Genomic DNA, 16,151 nt, shown 5'->3' with positions numbered 1-16,151 from the left:
CGTGAGAGCCTGCCGGGATGAAGGGGATCGTCCTGGCAGGAGGAGCGGGCACGCGCCTGCACCCGATCACGCTCGGGGTGAGCAAGCAGCTCCTGCCCGTCTACGACAAGCCGATGGTGTACTACCCGCTCTCCACGCTGCTGCTGGCCGGGGTGCGGGACGTGCTCGTCATCACGACGCCGCACGACGCCGCCGCGTTCACGCGCCTGCTCGGCGACGGCTCGCAGTTCGGCATCTCCATCTCCTACGCGGTGCAGGCGGAGCCGAACGGGCTCGCCCAGGCGTTCGTGCTCGGCGCGGACTTCCTCGACGGGGACTCCGCCGCGCTCGTCCTCGGCGACAACATCTTCTACGGGCCCGGCCTCGGCGACCGGCTCCAGCGGTTCGCCGCGATCGACGGCGGCGCCGTCTTCGCCTACCGCGTCTCGGACCCGACGGCGTACGGCGTGGTCGAGTTCGACGGGTCGGGACGCGCCCTGAGCATCGAGGAGAAGCCCGCGCACCCGCGGAGCAGCTACGCGGTGCCGGGCCTGTACTTCTACTCGGCGGACGTCGTCGACGTCGCCCGCTCGCTGCGGCCCTCGGCGCGTGGCGAGTACGAGATCACGGACGTGAACCTGCACTACCTGCGCGAGGGCCGGCTCCAGGTCGAGGTCCTGCCGCGCGGGACCGCCTGGCTCGACACCGGGACGGTCGACTCGCTCCTCGACGCGAGCGACTTCGTCCGCACGATCGAGAACCGGCAGGGCCTGAAGATCGGGGCCCCCGAGGAGGTCGCGTGGCGCCGCGGGTTCCTCGACGACGACGGCCTGCGCGAGCGTGCGGCCGCGCTGGGCCGGTCGCGCTACGGCACCTACCTGCTGTCGCTGCTCGACGCGTGAGCGCCCGGGGACGAGGCTCCGGCGAGCACGCCGGCCGCTGCGACGACCCAGCGCTCGCGCCAGTCGCCGACGGGCTCGACGCCGGCCCGGCGCAGCGCCTCGTGACCGAGCACGGACCACGCCGGCCGCGGCGCGGGGCGCGCGGACGCGGCGCTGGGGACGGGGCGGACGATCGCCGGGTCGAGCCCGGCCGCGGCGACGACCTCGCGGGCGAGGTCCCACCAGGACGCCCGGCCCTGCGCCGTGCCGTGGTAGACGCCGCCCGGGGCGGAGGACCGCACGAGCCGCACGACGAGGTCGGCGAGGTCGCGGGCCCACGTCGGCTGCCCCACCTGGTCGTCGACGACCTCGAGCGCTCCGCGCTCGCGCGCCACCCGGGCGATCGTCCGCGGGAAGCACGCGCCGTGCGCGCCATAGAGCCACGCCGTGCGGACCACGAGGGCGTCCGGGTGCTCGGTCCGCACGGCCCACTCCCCGGCGGCCTTCGTCCGGCCGTAGGCGGACCGGGGCGCCAGCGGCGCGTCCTCGGCGTACGGGACCCCGACGGCGGCGGGCCCGCCGTCGAAGACGTAGTCCGTCGACACGTGCACGAGCCGGGCCCCGTGGCGAGCCGCCGCGCGGGCGACGTGCTGGGCCCCGACGGCGTTGACGGCGAAGGCCGTCGCCTCGTCCGCCTCGGCGGCGTCGACGGCCGTGTACGCCGCGCAGCTCACCACGACGTCCGCGCCGGCGAGCGCGCGCGTGACGGCGTCCCCGTCCGTGACGTCGAGCGCCGCGCGGTCGAGCGCGCGCACGGGCTCCCCGCCGGCGCGCAGCAGCGCCACCACCTCGGTCCCGAGCATCCCGCCGGCCCCTGTCACCGCCCACCGCACCACGACCACCTCCGCACGGCACCCTACCGAGGAGCACCATGAACGTCCGTGAGCTCACCGTCCCCGGCGCGTGGGAGCTGCTGCCGCGTCAGCACGCCGACGACCGAGGGGTCTTCCTCGAGTGGTTCACGGCCGCAGCCCTGCGCGAGGCGACAGGGCGCGACCTCGACCTCGCCCAGGCGAACGCCTCGGTCTCGAGGGCGGGCGTCGTGCGCGGGATCCACTACGCCGACGTCCCGCCCGGGCAGGCGAAGTACGTGACGTGCGTCGCGGGGTCCGTCCTCGACGTCGTGGTCGACCTCCGCGTCGGGTCGCCCGCCTTCGGGCGCTGGGACGCGGTCCTGCTGGACGCCCACGAGCGCCGCGCCGTGTTCCTCCCCGAGGGCGTCGGGCACGCGTTCATGGCGCTCGAGGACGGTGCGACCGTCGTCTACCTGTGCTCGAGCGGGTACGCCCCCGAGCGGGAGCACGGCGTCGACCCGACCGACCCCGAGCTTGCCATCGAGTGGCCGGCCACCGGCCCGGACGGGCGCGCCCTCGTGCCGTCGTTCTCCGCCAAGGACGCGGCGGCGCCGTCCCTACGGGAGGCGCTCGCGGCGGGAGCCCTCCCCCGTGCGGACGAGGTCGACGCGTTCGTCCGGACGCTGCAGGCGTAGGTCAGTCGGCCTCGGCGCGCAGGACCCGCAGGTGCCCGCGGCGCCCGACCTCGGTGACGTCCGGCGGCTCCGGCTCGGTGCGGACCTTGCCCGCCTCCCGGACGGCGTCGGCGAGCGCCGAGAGGTCGTCGTCGCTGGGACCGGTCTCGACGAACTGCGGCGACAGGCGCACGACCTCCCAGCCGCGCGGGGCGGTGAGCCGCTCCGCGTGCTCGGCGCACAGGTCGTAGCTGTGCGGCTCGGCGAGGTGCGCGAGCGGGCCCAGGACCGCCGTGGAGTCGGCGTAGACGTAGGTGAGGGTCGCGACGGCGGCACGGACGCACGCCGTGCGCGAGCACTGCCTGACGGATCTCACGGCCTGACCTTACGCCTTCCGGAGGGGTCCTGGGGACGGCACACGCCGCCCGCCTCCGGCGGAGGCCGACTAGAGTCGGGGTGTGCGTGGCAACTCTTCGTCCCCCGGCTCGCGCCCCGACCCGGCCGGCGCCGGGCGCCGGGCCCGCGACCGCTGGTCGCGTCGCAGCGCCGTCACCCCTCCCCCGGTCTCGTTCGACGAGCTCCTCATCCCGCCGCGCGCCCCCGGGCCGGGCGGCCACGGACCGGTGCCACGACGGCGCGACCGCCGGGGACGCGGCATCCGAGGTCCTCTCCTCCCGCCGACCGCGCCCGCGAGCCGCACCCGCGCGGAGAAGTTCGACGACGTCGTGCTCGACGTCGTGGAGCGCGTGCAGCGCTCGTGGGCGAAGCAGCTGCGCGGGACGGAGTTCGCGGTGGAGGACGTCCCGCCGTCGGACCCGGCGCCCTGGGAGGACGGCGGCGTGCCGCTCGGCCGGTGCTTCCCGGCCGAGTCGGGCCAGCCCGCCCGCATCGTGGTCTACCGGCGGCCCGTCGAGGCGCGCGCGTTCGACGCCGAGGACCTCGAGGACCTCGTCCGCGACGTGCTCGTCGAGCAGGTCGCGCACCTGCTGGCCCGCACCCCCGAGGAGATCGACCCGCGCTACACGGGCGACCGCTGACCGTCGCCTAGCGTCCCAGCCCGGCCGTGTCCGACGCGCGGACCGCGACCTCGTGCGCGGCGGGCGCGTCCGTGACCGGCAGGAGCACCGACACGAGGCTCGGCAGGCCGTCGCCCTCGTCGCCGCTCGTCGGGCCGGCGCTCGCCGTGAGCGACCAGACGGGGAGCAGGCCGTCGTCCTCCCCGACGACGTCGACCGTCACCGCCGCGGGGACGGCCTCGGACCCCTCCGCCCGCACCGTCGCCGGGTCGAGCGTCTGCGTCGTGCCCGCGCGGAGGGTCAGGGTCGTCGTGCCCGCCTCCGCGCCGCTCTCGTCGTAGACGCGCACGAGGAGCTCGAGCGAGCCCGTCGGCTCGTCCTCGTCGGCACGCGCCGCAGGGACGGCGGCGAGCGTGAGCGCGGAGGACGTGCCCGGGACGAGCGCCACCTGACCGGCGGGAGACGTGTCGTCGGTGGACCCGGCGCTCTCGTCGGCGCCCTCCGCGTCCGTCAGGGACGGCAGCGGTCGCGCCGCGACCCAGGCGCGGTCGTACTGCCGCTCCTCGTGGAGCAGGTCGGGATCCGGCTCACCGCGGCGGTCGACGGACGCACCGCCGACGACGGGGACGTCGGCGTGCACGGAGACGGCGTACGCGCCCGCGGGCAGGCCGCCGAGCGACACGTCCGTGACGACGCCGGGCGCGAGCGCGACCTCCTCGGCCCCGCGCAGGGGCACGGCGCCGTCCTCCCCGTACACCGTGACGCGCGCGGTCCCGGCCTGCTCGCCGGGGGCGAGCAGGCGCAGCTGCGGCGCGTGCGGGTCGTCGACCGCCTCCCCGACGCTCGTGACGCCGGCCAGCGCGAGGTCCGTCGTCGGCTCCCCGCCCGGGACGACGTGGTCGACGCCGAGCGGCACCAGGCCGTCGAGCGTCGAGTGCTGCAGGTACGCCGACACGAGTCCGCCCGACGCGGCCACGTGGACGACGAGGCGGCGCTGCTCGGGAGCCGCTGCCTCGACCAGGGTCACGACCTCCTGCCCCGGACCGACCAGCTGCTGCCCGCCCCCGGAGAGCGCGACCTCGCCCCCCTGCCCCCAGACCTGCACCTGGACGACCGCGGGCGTGAGGCCGGGGTTCTGGAGCACGAGCTGGGAGCTGCTGCCGATCTGGGTGCTCCCGCCGACGAGCCACTGGCTGATGCCCGGCCGCGTGCAGCTCGCCGCGGCGAGCCCGCGCAGGTCGCCGTCGGTCGTCACGGAGCCGACGGACGCGGCCACGCGCGGCGACGAGTCCTGGGCGGGGCGCACGGTCAGGACGGTGCCGTGCGCGGGGTCCTGGACATCGCCCACGGTGACGTCGGCGCCCGACCCGGGCGCGAGCTCCTGCTCCTCGAGGTCGCCGCCGTCGAGAACGCCGAGCCCGGCGGCCCCCTCGCCCTCGACCACCGCGCGCAGCCGGCTGGACGTGCCGACCGGGGCGGGACCGAACTGCGCGTCACCCACCGTCTCCGGGTCGGTGAGCCGCGCCGGTCCCGGGCAGACCGAGACCTCTCGGGCGGGCTCGACCGTGACCTCCTCGACCGCGTCCGCCGGGGCCGGGGCCGCGGGCAGGAGCGCCGCGCCCGTGCCCCCGAGCACGACGACCGCACCCACCGCCAGGATGCCGACCAGCCCGGCGCCCGTCGTCGTGACGCGGCGCACCACCGCCCGGGCGCGCCCGGGGCGCGCGTCCGTCTCCGGAGCCTCGTCGGGGCTCGTCCCGTTCGTCGTCGTCACCGTTCCTACCTCGTTCCCGCGCGACGGCGCCGGACCGGCACCGCGAGCAGCACGTACACGACCAGGGTCACGCCCGCCGCCGCCATCCAGCCCGACCGGTGGTCCGCGGCGTGGTACACCTCGAGCCGCCCGGCGTCGGCCCCGAGGGCGAAAGCCTGCAGCCCGCCGGTCGTCGCCGGGTCGACCGCCTCCAGCGGGCGGCCGTCGAGCGTGGCGCGCCACCCGGACGACGCGTCCTCCGCGAGCACGACCTGCCGGTCCTCGGCCCCCTCCGGCACGGTCGCGACGACCGGGCGCAGCGCCTCGCGGTCCGCGGCCAGCGGCTCGACCCCCGCAGCGGACTCGACGCGCGCCCACGACGGCTCGCCGCCCTCGGGCACGACGCGCCAGAGCAGCGCTGCCCGGCCCTCCGTCATGCGCTCGAGCCCGGGCACCATGTCGAGCCGGGCGACGAGCTCGGCCCGCGCCTGGTCCTCCGGCGCGGACGCCGGCAGGAGCACCGCCCCGACGCCCAGACGGCCCAGGCCGCCGGCGACGTCCGCCGAGGTCCCGGAGACGAGCTCCGCGACGAGCCGGGGCAGCTCTCCCTCGGTCACCGCGGGGTCGGCCGCCTGCCACGCGTGCACGACGGCCGACGAGTCGACCGCCTGCGGACCGTCCGAGCGCAGCGCCGCGTACTCGACGACGCCACCCGGCCCGTGCTCCAGGGTGAGCACGCGCGCCTGGCGCGGCGAGGACTGCATCTGGCGGCCGACCGGCGGCACGACCGGCTCGGTCGTGGCCACGACCGAGCCGACCCGGGCGTCGTCCCGGTCGAGCACGCCCACGGTCCACGACGCGGCGGCCCCCAGGGGCAGCAGGGTGACGACCAGGGCGAGCGCGACGACGGCGCCCGAGCGCCAGGCCGGGGCGCCGGCACCGGGCCATCGCGGGACGCCGACGAGGGCGGCGCCAAGCAGGGCGAGCAGCGCGAGCGACAGCCCGGCGCCGGGCCACCCCGTGACCGGGGCGTCGGGCGACACCCCGGCGGCCACGACGGTCGACCCGGCGAGGACGGCGGCGGCCAGCCCGAGCGCCGCCACGAACCACGCCCCCACGGCCAGACGCCGGCCGCGCAGCACGGCGAGCACGGCGAGCACCACGACGACCGCGCCGGCGGCGAACGGAGCCCAGCGCGCGAGGAGCTCGCCCGCGCCGCTCCCGTCGAGCCCGAACCACGCCTCGGGCGCGGTCGGCAGCCCCAGGAGCTGCTGCCACGGCGCGGCGGGCGTGGCCGCGACCGGCGCGCCCGGGTCGGCGAGCAGCAGCCGCCACCCGCCGTCGCCCGCGGTGCGGGCCACGTGCACGAGGAACGGGGCGAAGAGCACGAGGGCCGGCACGGGGACGAGGGCGAGGTAGCGGCGGTGCGCCCGGACCCCGAGCGCCACGACGACGAGCACGACCACGCCGACGGGCAGGAGCACGGGCGCCCCGGCGACGGCGACCGCGAACAGCAGGCCCGCGGTGGCGGCGGCCGCGAGCGACCCCGGCTCGCGGCGCGCAGCCCGACGGACGACGTCCTTCGTCGGGGGCGCGACGACGTCGAGCCGCTGGAGACCGAGCGCGCGGACGACCGCGAGCGCGAGCCACGGGAGCGTCGCGTGCACGAGGACGGCGCCGACCCGGCCGGCACCCACGGCGGTGAGGAGCGCGGGAGCGGCGACCCAGACGAGCGTCGCCCAGGCGCGGAGCGGCACGGAGCGCGTGACCGCGCCCGCGGCGAACCACGCGCCCAGGCCGGCCGCGAGGAAGCACGCGGGGACGAGCAGGTTCACGGCGGTCTGCGTGGCGCCGCCGGCGAGCAGGGACGCCGGGACCAGCGCGGACACGAACGGGTCCGCCGGCGCGGGTGCGCCGAGCCCCGTGGTGACCCAGCCGGTCGTCGCCGCGCGCCACACGTCCCCGAGCGTCCCGGTGGCCGGGAGCAGCGAGCCCCCCACGAGCCGACCGCCCGCGAGGAGAGCCCCTGCCAGCGGCCCGAACACGACGGCGGTGAACCCCGCCAGCCCCACGGCGGCTCCGGCGAGCCCGGCCCGACGCCGCACCGCGAGGGCGCGCAGCTCGCGCCGCTCGATGTCGGTCGGCGCCCACGCGGTGCGCCGCTGCTCGGCACGCGCGAGGCGGCGGTCGCGCCGCTCGACGAGCACCTCGCGCCACGTGCCGCGCAGCGGGCGCAGCGCCCGGCGCGGGAGCGTCCGGGTCCGGCGCGCCACGCGGCGCGCCCGCACGACGGGCCCGACCCGCACGAGTGCCCACAGCGGCGCGAGCAGCTCGTCCCGGGCCTGCCCCGGCTGCTTGACGAGCAGCCGGAACGCGGCGTGGAAGGGTGCGCCGACGACCATCGCGAGCGCGACGAACGGGAGCCACGGCGCCGCGACGCCGACGAGCCGCGCGTGGAGCTGGGAGTGACGGCGGGCCGCCGAGGACGCGTCGGGGTCCGGGGCGGGGAGCGCCGTCGTCCCGCGCCGACGCTCGCGCAGGCCGAGCAGGGACGCCTGCGCGTGCCGCACCACGGCCGACGGGACGACGACGACCCGGTGCCCCGCGAGGCGCGCCCGCCGGCACAGGTCCAGGCCGTCGCCGAACGGGCCGAGCTCGGGGTCCGTGCCGCCGAGCTCCTGCCACACGGCCCGCCGCACGAGCGCCCCGGCGAGCCCGACGGCGAGCACGTCCTCGCGCACGTCGTGCTGCCCCTGGTCGACCTCGTCCTCGTCGATGCCGGTCAGGCGGCGCCCGAGCGGCGTCGTGGTCACGCCCACCTCGACGAGGCGGCTGACCGTACCCGGCTCGAACGGCGCCGCCACCTGCGCGTCGGTGCCGGGCACCCAGCGCTCCTGCTTGGGGCCGGCCACCGCGACAGCGCTCGAGTGCTCGACGGCCCGCAGCAGCTCGGCGAGCGCGTCGGGCGCGGGCGCGGAGTCGTCGTGCAGGAGCCAGAGCCACGTGCCCGGCTCGACGTTCGCGAGCGCCGCGTCGACCGCGTCGCCGAACGAGCGGGCGCGCGGGGCCGCGACGAAGCGTGCGTCCCCGAGCTGCAGGCCCTGGTGCTCGCTGCTGGCGTCGCCGATCGCGGCGTCGACGACGACGACCTCGTGCGGGCTCGTCGTCTGGGCGCGCAGCGCCTCCAGCGTGTGGGCGAGGAACGGGGTGCGGCCGCGCGTCACGACGACCGCCGTGACCGTGGTCACGACGGGGAGCGCGCCGGTCACGGCGGCGACGATCCCGGGTGCCGCGACGACGCCCGGCACGGCGGCGGCGCGCGCGGCGGCCCCCGGCGTGACGTCGCCGGGACGGGCGCTGCGCGCGGACGTGGTGAGGTCGGAGGAAGTCATGTCCCGTCGATCATGCGACGGACACGGCTCCAGGCGCGGCATTTGCGCGCCCCGGTGTGGCGGGTGTCGGCCACCCGTCACGACGCTGCTCGTCGGCGACGCCGACGAACCCTCCGGGCCGGGGCCCGGTCGTCAGACGACGCGGCGCTTGAGCTTGCGGCGCTCCCGCTCGGAGAGCCCGCCCCAGATGCCGAAGCGCTCGTCGTGCTCGAGCGCGTACTCCAGGCACTCGGCCCGGACCTCGCAGCCCGTGCAGACCTTCTTCGCCTCGCGCGTGGACCCGCCCTTCTCCGGGAAGAAGGCCTCCGGGTCCGTCTGGGCGCACAGCGCGCGCTCCTGCCACCCCATGAGCGAGTCGTCGACCGGCTCACCGAAGAGCGGCAGCACCGGTGCCACGCGCTCCACCTCTCGCTCAGCGTCGGAGGGGAAGACCCCGCCCGTCCCGTCCAGCATGTTCCACATTGCTCGCCCCTTCATGCCGTTCGCCGGGCCTCGAGCGAGAACCAGGCAGGAAACTGCATTGAAGAAATTACACGCGTGTCATCCGCGGGCGTCAAGCCGAAATGTGATAGCCCCGCGGAGGCGGCGGGTGAAACCATCACATCTCGGGTGTCGATATCGGCACCCTAGGGTGGTGTCCATGGTGTCCGCTCCCCACGCCCCCGCCCCTCGCGGCGACCGCCCCACCCACGTCGCTGACCTGCTCCGACTCGTCACGCGCGACCCCGGTCGGCCCCGGCTCACGTGGTACGGGGACGACGGCGAGCGCGTCGAGCTCTCCGGCGCGGTGCTCGAGAACTGGGTGAACAAGACGACGAACCTGCTCGTCGAGGAATTCGACGCCGGTCCTCGAACGCAGGTCGTTCTCGATCTTCCCGTGCATTGGCGGACCGTCGTCTGGGCGTTCGCTGCATGGCGCGTGGGAGCGACCGTGGTCCTGACGGACGAGAATGCCACCGGTGCGAGCACCCCGCACGCCGACGTGGTCGTCACCGACCGCCCGGACCGGTGGACGGCGTCCGGCGCGGAGCTCGTCGCCGTCGCGCTTCCTGCCCTCGCCCGTGCGTTCGACGGCGCGCTCCCGGCCGGTGCGATCGACGCTGCGTCGGCGGTGATGACGTACGGCGACCAGGTCGGGTGGGTCCCGCAGGTCGAGCCCGCAGCACCGGCGTGGGTCTCCGGCGCCGGCAGCGCGGCGCACGAGGAGCTCGTGCCGCGCACCGGGACCGCGCCCGGGGCGCGGACGCTGGTCACTCCGGGCGCGGGCTCCGCTACCCTGGGGGCGTGCCTCGCGGTCCTGGCCGACGACGGGTCGGTCGTCCTGGTCTCCCCGAGGTACGCGCGACGGCTCCGCACGGACGAGGACGCGGCGCGGCGCCTCGCCACGGGCGAACGGATCGACGCCGAAGCGCACGTCGACAGGGACGCCCCCCAGCCGGACCGACCCCGGTCCCCGACGACCTCGACCTGAAGCAGGGGAGCATCATGCCCGTCCGTCGGATCGGCCCTCGGGCTGCCGAACTCCTCACCAGTCTCGGTGTCGCCGTCGGCGTCGTCGTCGCCGCCGTCCTCGTCAAGGCGTTCGACCGGATGTTCGGGTTCTGGGGGGACAACGCAGAGTCGTTCGCCCCCCTGTGGCACCACCTCGGGACGGAGCTCCGCGCCGGCCGCTGGCTGCCGATGGACCCCGCCGGCTGGGCCGGGGGCAACTACGTCGCCGAGGCGGCCTACGGCGTGCTCAACCCCGTGAGCCTCGCCAACTTCGTCCTGCTGTCCGGCTTCGACGACCTCGCTCGAGGGATCTTCGTCGTCATGACGGAGTTCCTCGCGCTCCTGGGCGTCGCCACCTACCTGCTCGCACGGTCCTACGGTGCGGCGCGGGGCCCGGCGGTGAGCGTCGGTCTGGCCATGCCGCTCGCCGGCTTCACGCTGTTCTACGGTGCCGGCAACTGGGCGTCCGGCCTCATGGCCACGACCTGGGTGGTGTGGTTCTGGTGGGCCGCGCACCGGTACTCCCGCGGCACCCTGAACCCGCTCGTCGCGTTCGCGTTCGGCGGGCTGGCCGTGACGGTCGGCAACCCCTACGCGATCCTCGGCATCCTCGTGGTCCTGGCGGCCCTGGCGGCGGACCTCGTCGTGCGGCGGCGGTGGTCGACGCTCGGGCGTCTGGTGGTCCTCGGAGCGAGCGTCGGGGCGCTTGCCGCCGTCGTGTACCTGCCCCTGGTGGGGACGCTCGGGGTGACCGTGCGTCAGGCTCCCGAGGCCGTCTCCAACGACGGGTACATGGTCCCCGACCTCCAGGACCTCGCGGGCATGAGCAGCCCCTCCTACCTGCCGTCCATGCTGGCGTGGTACTCCCGCTCGGACTACGTGCCCTCGACGTACCTCGCGTGGTTCGTCCTCCCGCTCCTCCCCTGGCTCCGCTGGGGAGCGGCGCGAGCACTCGGCAAGCGTCTCGTAGGACCGCTCGTCTTCACCTCGCTCATGCTCCTCCTCACCGTCGGACCCGCCCAGATCTGGCTCTTCCGGTGGCCCATCCGGTTGGTCGAGTACACGTACGTCGGGGTCTGCGTGCTCTTCGCAGCGCTGCTCTCCCTCGGTCTCGCGCGCTCCCACCGGGGTCTCCGCGCCGCGCTCAGCGCGACCGTGGTCGCCTTCGGGTTCTTCAACGCCTGGGCCGTCACGCCGCAGGACTGGACCGTGCACCTCGCGTTCGCCGGCACGGTGCTCGCGCTCGTCGCGGCCGCCGTGCTGGTCGCACGCCGCTTCGGGGCGCGCTGGGTCGTGGTGCCCCTCGTCGCAGGGTGCCTCGTCGTGGCGCCGGCGCAGGCGTCGCTGTTCGGGTGGAGCCACCAGCAGCTCGGCGTCGCCGCCGACCGCGGGGCGGCGCACGACCTCACCGAGCTGCGCGCCGCGACCGCGCCCTACCGAGGAGCGGTGCTGCAGCTCGGCTCGATCGAGGCGCTGGAGCCCGGTTCCAGCGCCGTGCGGGAGGGCCACCTCGTGTTCGGTCATCAGGGCGCGGCGGCGGGACTGGAGACGCTCGGCCGCTACACCGGCATCGACTTCCCGTCCTTCACGTCGCCGCTGTGCATGGACTACCGCGGCGGCACGGGCTGCGCGAGCCTCGCGGAGCGCCTGCAGGACCCGGTCGAGGGCGGCTACGACGCCACGCTGCTCGATGCGCTCGGCGTGGACACGCTCGTCTACAGCAAGGCCTCGTTCGAGCCGGAGGAGATCGTGCGGCCCAGCGGCTGGCGCGAGGTCGTGGACGACGCCGACCGTGTCGCCTTCGTCCGTCCCACGCCCGCACCCGACGTCACGGCCAGCCCGTCGGAGGAAGTCGTCTCGGCCGAGGCGACGACGGCCGAGGACGGCTCCGTGCACGTGCGCGTCGTCGCCGACAGAGACGGGACGGTGCTCCTCGACCGGCTCGCGTGGCCGGGGTACGGCGCTCAGGACGGCGAGGGTCGTGCGCTCGCCGTCCGCGAGGGGCCGTACGGACTCCTCGAGGTGAGCGTCCCCGCCGGGACCACGGACGTCACCCTGTCGTTCCGCAGTCCCGGGCTGACGACCGGAGCGGCGATCGCCGCCGGCGGGCTCCTGGCGGCTCTCGTGCTGGCCGTCGTCCACGTGCTGGGCGGCCGACGCCGGGCCCGCCCCTTCCCGCCCGAGGACGACCGGGTCGTGCCCCCTCAGGCGGTGACCGAGTCCAGCTCGTCGACGATGTGACCGGCGATCTCGAGGGCGCACGTCGCGGCGGGTGACGGGGCGTTCAGCACGTGCACCTGGCGCGACGTGCCCTGGACGAGGAAGTCGTCGACCATCGTGCCGTCCCGGCGCAGCGCCTGCGCGCGGACCCCGGCCTCCGCCGGGCTCAGGTCGTCGACACCGATGCCAGGGACGAGCTCGGAGAGGCTGCGCGCGAAGGCGCGCCCCGAGACGGACCGCAGACCCTCCTTCACGCCGGCGGCGACGTTGCGCGCCGCGAGCCTCCACAGTCCCGGCCACGCGAGGGACCCGGCAAGCTCCTTGACGTCCACGTCACGCCAGCGGTATCCCTCGCGCGCGAGCGCGAAGACCGCGTTCGGGCCCGCGTGCACGGACCCGTCGACCATCTTCGTCAGGTGCACGCCGAGGAACGGGAACGCCGGGTCGGGCACCGGGTAGATGAGTCCGTTGACGAGGTAGCGACGCTCGGGGACGAGCTCGAAGTACTCGCCTCGGAACGGGACGATGCGCGCCTCGGGCTCGAGCCCGGAGGCCGCCGCGACACGGTCGCTGTAGAGGCCCGCGCACGCGACGAGCGAGTCTGCGCGGACGTCGCCCCGGGTCGTCTCGACCACGACGCCGTTCGGCTCCGTCCGCGCGGAGACGAACTCCGCGCCGTAGCGGATCTCGCCGCCCCGCTCGAGGACGAGGTCGAGCATCGCCCGGCACACGCCGACGTAGTCCACGATCCCGGTGCTCTCGACCCGGAGGGCGCGCACCGCGCGGACGTACGGCTCGTACTCGCGTGCCTCCTCGGCCGAGACCACGCGAGCGGGGACGCCGTTCTCCACCGCCCGCGCGGCCAGACGATCGAGCTGGGCGACCTGGTCGTCCGAGGTCGCGACGACGAGCTTGCCGCAGATGTCGACCGTCACCCCGTGCTCGCGCGCGAAGGCCGTCATGGACTTCGCGCCCGCCACCGACATCCGCGCCTTGTGCGAGCCCGGCGTGTAGTAGAGACCGGAGTGGATCACGCCGGAGTTGCGCCCGGTCTGGTGCGCCGCGGGCCGCTCCTCCTTCTCGAGGACGACGACCTCGTCCCCACGCCGCGAGAGCCTCTCGGCGACGGCAAGACCGACGATTCCCGCACCTACCACTACGACTCGCGACATGACGACCCTTCACCGACGTGACTGACGCGGCGACGGGGGCGGGACGGAGTTCCGTCAGCCCGTGACAACTCCGTCGCGCACGGTCAGGGTACCCCCTTCGAACCGCTGGGTCGTCGTCCCTCCGGTCGTCACGGCCTCGGCGACCGGAACTCCGAGACGACCCGCGTAGCCTCCCCGGTCCGACCAGCCGCGAGCGACCGCCGCCGGCACGAGGAGAGCGCCCGTCGTCGGCGTCCACGCGACCTGCGCACCTGACGAGAACGAGCTGTACCCACCGGCGCGCCCGGCGTAGTTGACCGGCTCGGAGACCGGGTAGCCCGGCCCGCGGGTCCCTCCGGCAGCACGCCACCGGTCACGGATCGCCCCCCACACGGTGTAGGTCGCGCCCGACGGGGCGGAGACCGTCGTCACGCCGGCGGCCAGGTCGATCTCCCACCCGCTGCCGTCCGCGGTCCGCTTCTGGTCCGTGGTGGGGTAGCCGAGGCCGTTCACGCCGCCGCGCCCGTACCAGTAGTGCCGTACCGGGCCGTGGATTACGTGCGCACCGGTCGACGCCGTGGCGAGGATGGTGCCGCCGCCCTCGAACTCGGCGAACGTCCCGACGCCGTCCCCCACCGGTCCCTCGGACCGCGTGGGGTAGCCGAGGAGACCCGTGGCTCCCCCGCTGCGCCACCACGCGGCGCGGACACCGCCGGTCAGCGTCCTGGCCCCGGTGGTCGGGGTCCACAGGACGGAGCCCCCCTTCTCGAACTCCACGAAGAGACCTCTGCCGTCCCCGACCGGGGACTGCGTCCGGTTCGGGTACCCGAGGGTTCCCGTCGCGCCGCCCGTCCGCCACCACTCCGAGCGGAGCGCCCCCGAGATCGCGGCGGTGCCCGTGGTCGGCGTCGACAGGAGCGAGCCGGTGCTCTCGAACTCGATGAAGACTCCGCGGCCGTCCCCGACGAACCGCTGGGAGGTCGTGGGGTAGCCGAGCCAGCCCGTCGCGCCGCCCTCGCGCCACCAGCCCCGGCGGAGGTCACCGCCGATGGCCTGGCTCCCGGTCTGCGGGCTCCAGACGACGCTCGCGTCGGCGCTGAACTCCTGCGCGCGCCCGCGCCGGTCGCCGACGTCGAACTCGAAGCTCCGCGGGAACCCCATGCCGGTGAACCCCGACCCGGCGAGCCAGCCCGGTCGGATGCGCGGCGAGATCGAGTGCACCCCCACGCCGGGCTCGTACGTCGCGCTGAACCCGTTCGTGAAGTACGCGGCCGACCCCGTACCGACGTCGGACTCGAGCTGGCCCACGTCGCCCCACGTGCGGCCGAGCGCCTGCCAGTTGCTCCAGATCTGCGTCTTGGCCGCGCCGGTCAGCTCGCCGACCCGATTCCGGAGCCACGGGAGGATCGAGTACCCGGCGTTGCCCGGGCAGGACGTGTACGCGACGTCCCGGTGCGCCAGGATCCGGTAGATCCGCACCCCCGTACCCGGTGAGAAGCGGGAGGTGGAGTGCCCCGGGGTCACGTAGGTCGAGACCTCCCACGGGTCGAACAGGTAGGACCCGCCCAGCCGCCACGCGATGATCCGGGCGACCGACTCGCGCAGCGCAGCCGACGGCGCGACGGAGGAGTAGTCGCCCATCATCGAGACGCCGAACGTGCCGGAGTTGAACCCGCCCGCGTGCGCGGCGACCGTCGCCATCGTCAGTCCGCCGAAGCGGCCCTCGAAGATCTGCCCGTACTGGTCGACGAGCACGTTGTAGCCGATGTCGCCCCAGCCTCGCGACTGGGCGTGGTAGGCGTAGATCCCGCGGACGATCCCCGGCGACTGGGCAGGGGTGTAGCTGTTGGACCCGGCGGTGTGGTGCAGGACGGCGGCCACCGTCGTCTGCGCGTACTGGGGGGTCCACGTCATGAGTGCCGGGTCGGCGCCCCACTGGGCCCGCGAGATCACGGTCGGGGGCGCAGGCGCGGTCCCCGTCCGCAGCGGGCCTGCCAGGGCGGCCGACCGGCCTGCGCTGCTCCCCCGGGACCCGACCAGCTGCACGCCGGGAGCCTGGGCACCGAGCTGCTCGTCGACCTCGGTGACGTCGGTCGAGATCGCCGCGACGTCGAGGCCTTCCGCCATCGGGCCGTCAGGCCCCCACGCGCGCACCTCGACGCGAGCGGCCCCGCCGGTGAACCACGGGTCGGTGCCGCCGCCGTCGCCGTCGGGGTCCTGCTCCGGCTCCAGCGCCGTCCACTCCGACCACTCGTCGTCCGCACCCTGGGCCCGGACCTCGACCCGGTCCGGCGACACGGTGCCCTTCCACGTCACCCCGACGATGGTCGCGCCGTCGACGTCGACCGCCCGTGCGGGGACCGCTCCGAGCACCGGTGCGTCCTGTGCCGCGGCCACCTCGGCCGAGACCTGCGCGTCCGGTGCGGCAGGCTCGTCGGCCGGCACGACCGGCGCGTCGCCGAGGTCGAACGCCGCGACGTCGGTGCTCGCGTCCTGCTGCGCGTCGACCGCGGGGTGCGTCACGTCACCCGGGACGGCCACGGTGACGTTCGGTGCCGGGCCCTGCGCCGTCGGCGCCGCCGACGCGGCGCCAGCCGTCGTGGGTACGCACAACGCGGCGCACAGCACCGCCCCTGCCGTCCTTGCTGCCAGCATTCCGTTACCTGCCCCTTCGGCGGACGCCGTGTCCTGCCCCTCGGCAGTCTAGGCAGCGCCCCGCGTCTCCGCAGGTCGGGAGCGG

The 16,151-nt window shown here is 75.8% G+C and carries 12 protein-coding genes; 5 read left to right on the top strand and 7 right to left on the bottom strand.

The window, feature by feature from the left end; genetic code table 11:
* Positions 1-17 precede the first annotated feature (17 nt).
* Positions 18-881: a glucose-1-phosphate thymidylyltransferase RfbA gene (gene rfbA / locus BXA05_RS15455; protein WP_061267504.1), complete on the top strand. Its 864-nt coding sequence runs from the start codon at positions 18-20 to the stop codon at positions 879-881.
* Here rfbA and rfbD read toward each other — a convergent pair.
* Positions 854-1,753, bottom strand: a complete 900-nt coding sequence (rfbD, locus tag BXA05_RS15450; protein WP_076406090.1) for a dTDP-4-dehydrorhamnose reductase — start codon at positions 1,751-1,753, stop codon at positions 854-856. The two genes, rfbA and rfbD, sit on opposite strands and share 28 nt — an antisense overlap.
* Before the next feature lie 38 nt (positions 1,754-1,791).
* Between rfbD and BXA05_RS15445 the strand changes: the two genes are divergently transcribed.
* A complete protein-coding gene (locus BXA05_RS15445) occupies positions 1,792-2,409 on the top strand; it encodes a dTDP-4-dehydrorhamnose 3,5-epimerase family protein (RefSeq protein WP_076405935.1) in 618 nt (205 codons plus the stop codon).
* A 1-nt stretch (position 2,410) separates the two neighbouring features.
* On the opposite strand, the gene BXA05_RS15440 is transcribed toward BXA05_RS15445, so the two are convergent.
* Positions 2,411-2,764 carry a DUF3499 domain-containing protein gene (locus BXA05_RS15440; RefSeq protein ID WP_009863301.1) on the bottom strand — a complete coding sequence of 118 codons (354 nt, stop codon included), beginning with the start codon at positions 2,762-2,764 and terminating at the stop codon, positions 2,411-2,413.
* 82 nt (positions 2,765-2,846) lie between these two features.
* On the opposite strand from BXA05_RS15440, the gene BXA05_RS15435 reads away from it, so the two are divergent.
* Positions 2,847-3,425, top strand: coding sequence for a metallopeptidase family protein (locus tag BXA05_RS15435; RefSeq protein ID WP_083711936.1), 579 nt, complete (start codon positions 2,847-2,849; stop codon positions 3,423-3,425).
* Positions 3,426-3,432: 7 nt separating this feature from the next.
* Here BXA05_RS15435 and BXA05_RS15430 read toward each other — a convergent pair whose 3' ends face one another.
* The 3 genes from BXA05_RS15430 to BXA05_RS15420 form a co-directional block, all read right to left on the bottom strand.
* Positions 3,433-5,178 carry a DUF5719 family protein gene (locus tag BXA05_RS15430; protein WP_076405933.1) on the bottom strand — a complete coding sequence of 582 codons (1,746 nt, stop codon included), beginning with the start codon at positions 5,176-5,178 and terminating at the stop codon, positions 3,433-3,435.
* A gap of 5 nt (positions 5,179-5,183) precedes the next feature.
* Positions 5,184-8,549, bottom strand: a complete 3,366-nt coding sequence (locus BXA05_RS15425; protein ID WP_083711935.1) for a glycosyltransferase — start codon at positions 8,547-8,549, stop codon at positions 5,184-5,186.
* Between the two features lie 132 nt (positions 8,550-8,681).
* Positions 8,682-9,011: a WhiB family transcriptional regulator gene (locus BXA05_RS15420; RefSeq protein ID WP_021482334.1), complete on the bottom strand. Its 330-nt coding sequence runs from the start codon at positions 9,009-9,011 to the stop codon at positions 8,682-8,684.
* A 178-nt stretch (positions 9,012-9,189) separates the two neighbouring features.
* Between BXA05_RS15420 and BXA05_RS15415 the strand changes: the two genes are divergently transcribed.
* Both BXA05_RS15415 and BXA05_RS15410 read left to right on the top strand, forming a co-directional pair.
* Entirely contained in the window at positions 9,190-10,020 is an 831-nt protein-coding gene (locus tag BXA05_RS15415; protein WP_076405931.1) for a TIGR03089 family protein, read from the top strand.
* Between the two features lie 14 nt (positions 10,021-10,034).
* Positions 10,035-12,281, top strand: a complete 2,247-nt coding sequence (locus tag BXA05_RS15410) for a glycosyltransferase family protein (protein WP_076405929.1) — start codon at positions 10,035-10,037, stop codon at positions 12,279-12,281.
* Here BXA05_RS15410 and lhgO read toward each other — a convergent pair.
* Complete coding sequence (lhgO, locus tag BXA05_RS15405; protein ID WP_076405928.1) at positions 12,245-13,432, bottom strand: L-2-hydroxyglutarate dehydrogenase; 1,188 nt, start codon at positions 13,430-13,432, stop codon at positions 12,245-12,247. The two genes, BXA05_RS15410 and lhgO, sit on opposite strands and share 37 nt — an antisense overlap.
* 54 nt (positions 13,433-13,486) lie before the next feature.
* Complete coding sequence (locus BXA05_RS15400) at positions 13,487-16,066, bottom strand: N-acetylmuramoyl-L-alanine amidase (protein WP_143311174.1); 2,580 nt, start codon at positions 16,064-16,066, stop codon at positions 13,487-13,489.
* Positions 16,067-16,151 lie beyond the last annotated feature (85 nt).

Source organism: Cellulosimicrobium funkei (assembly GCF_900155925.1).
Lineage (GTDB): Bacteria > Actinomycetota > Actinomycetes > Actinomycetales > Cellulomonadaceae > Cellulosimicrobium > Cellulosimicrobium funkei.
This window is presented reverse-complemented; position numbering and strand designations above follow the sequence as displayed.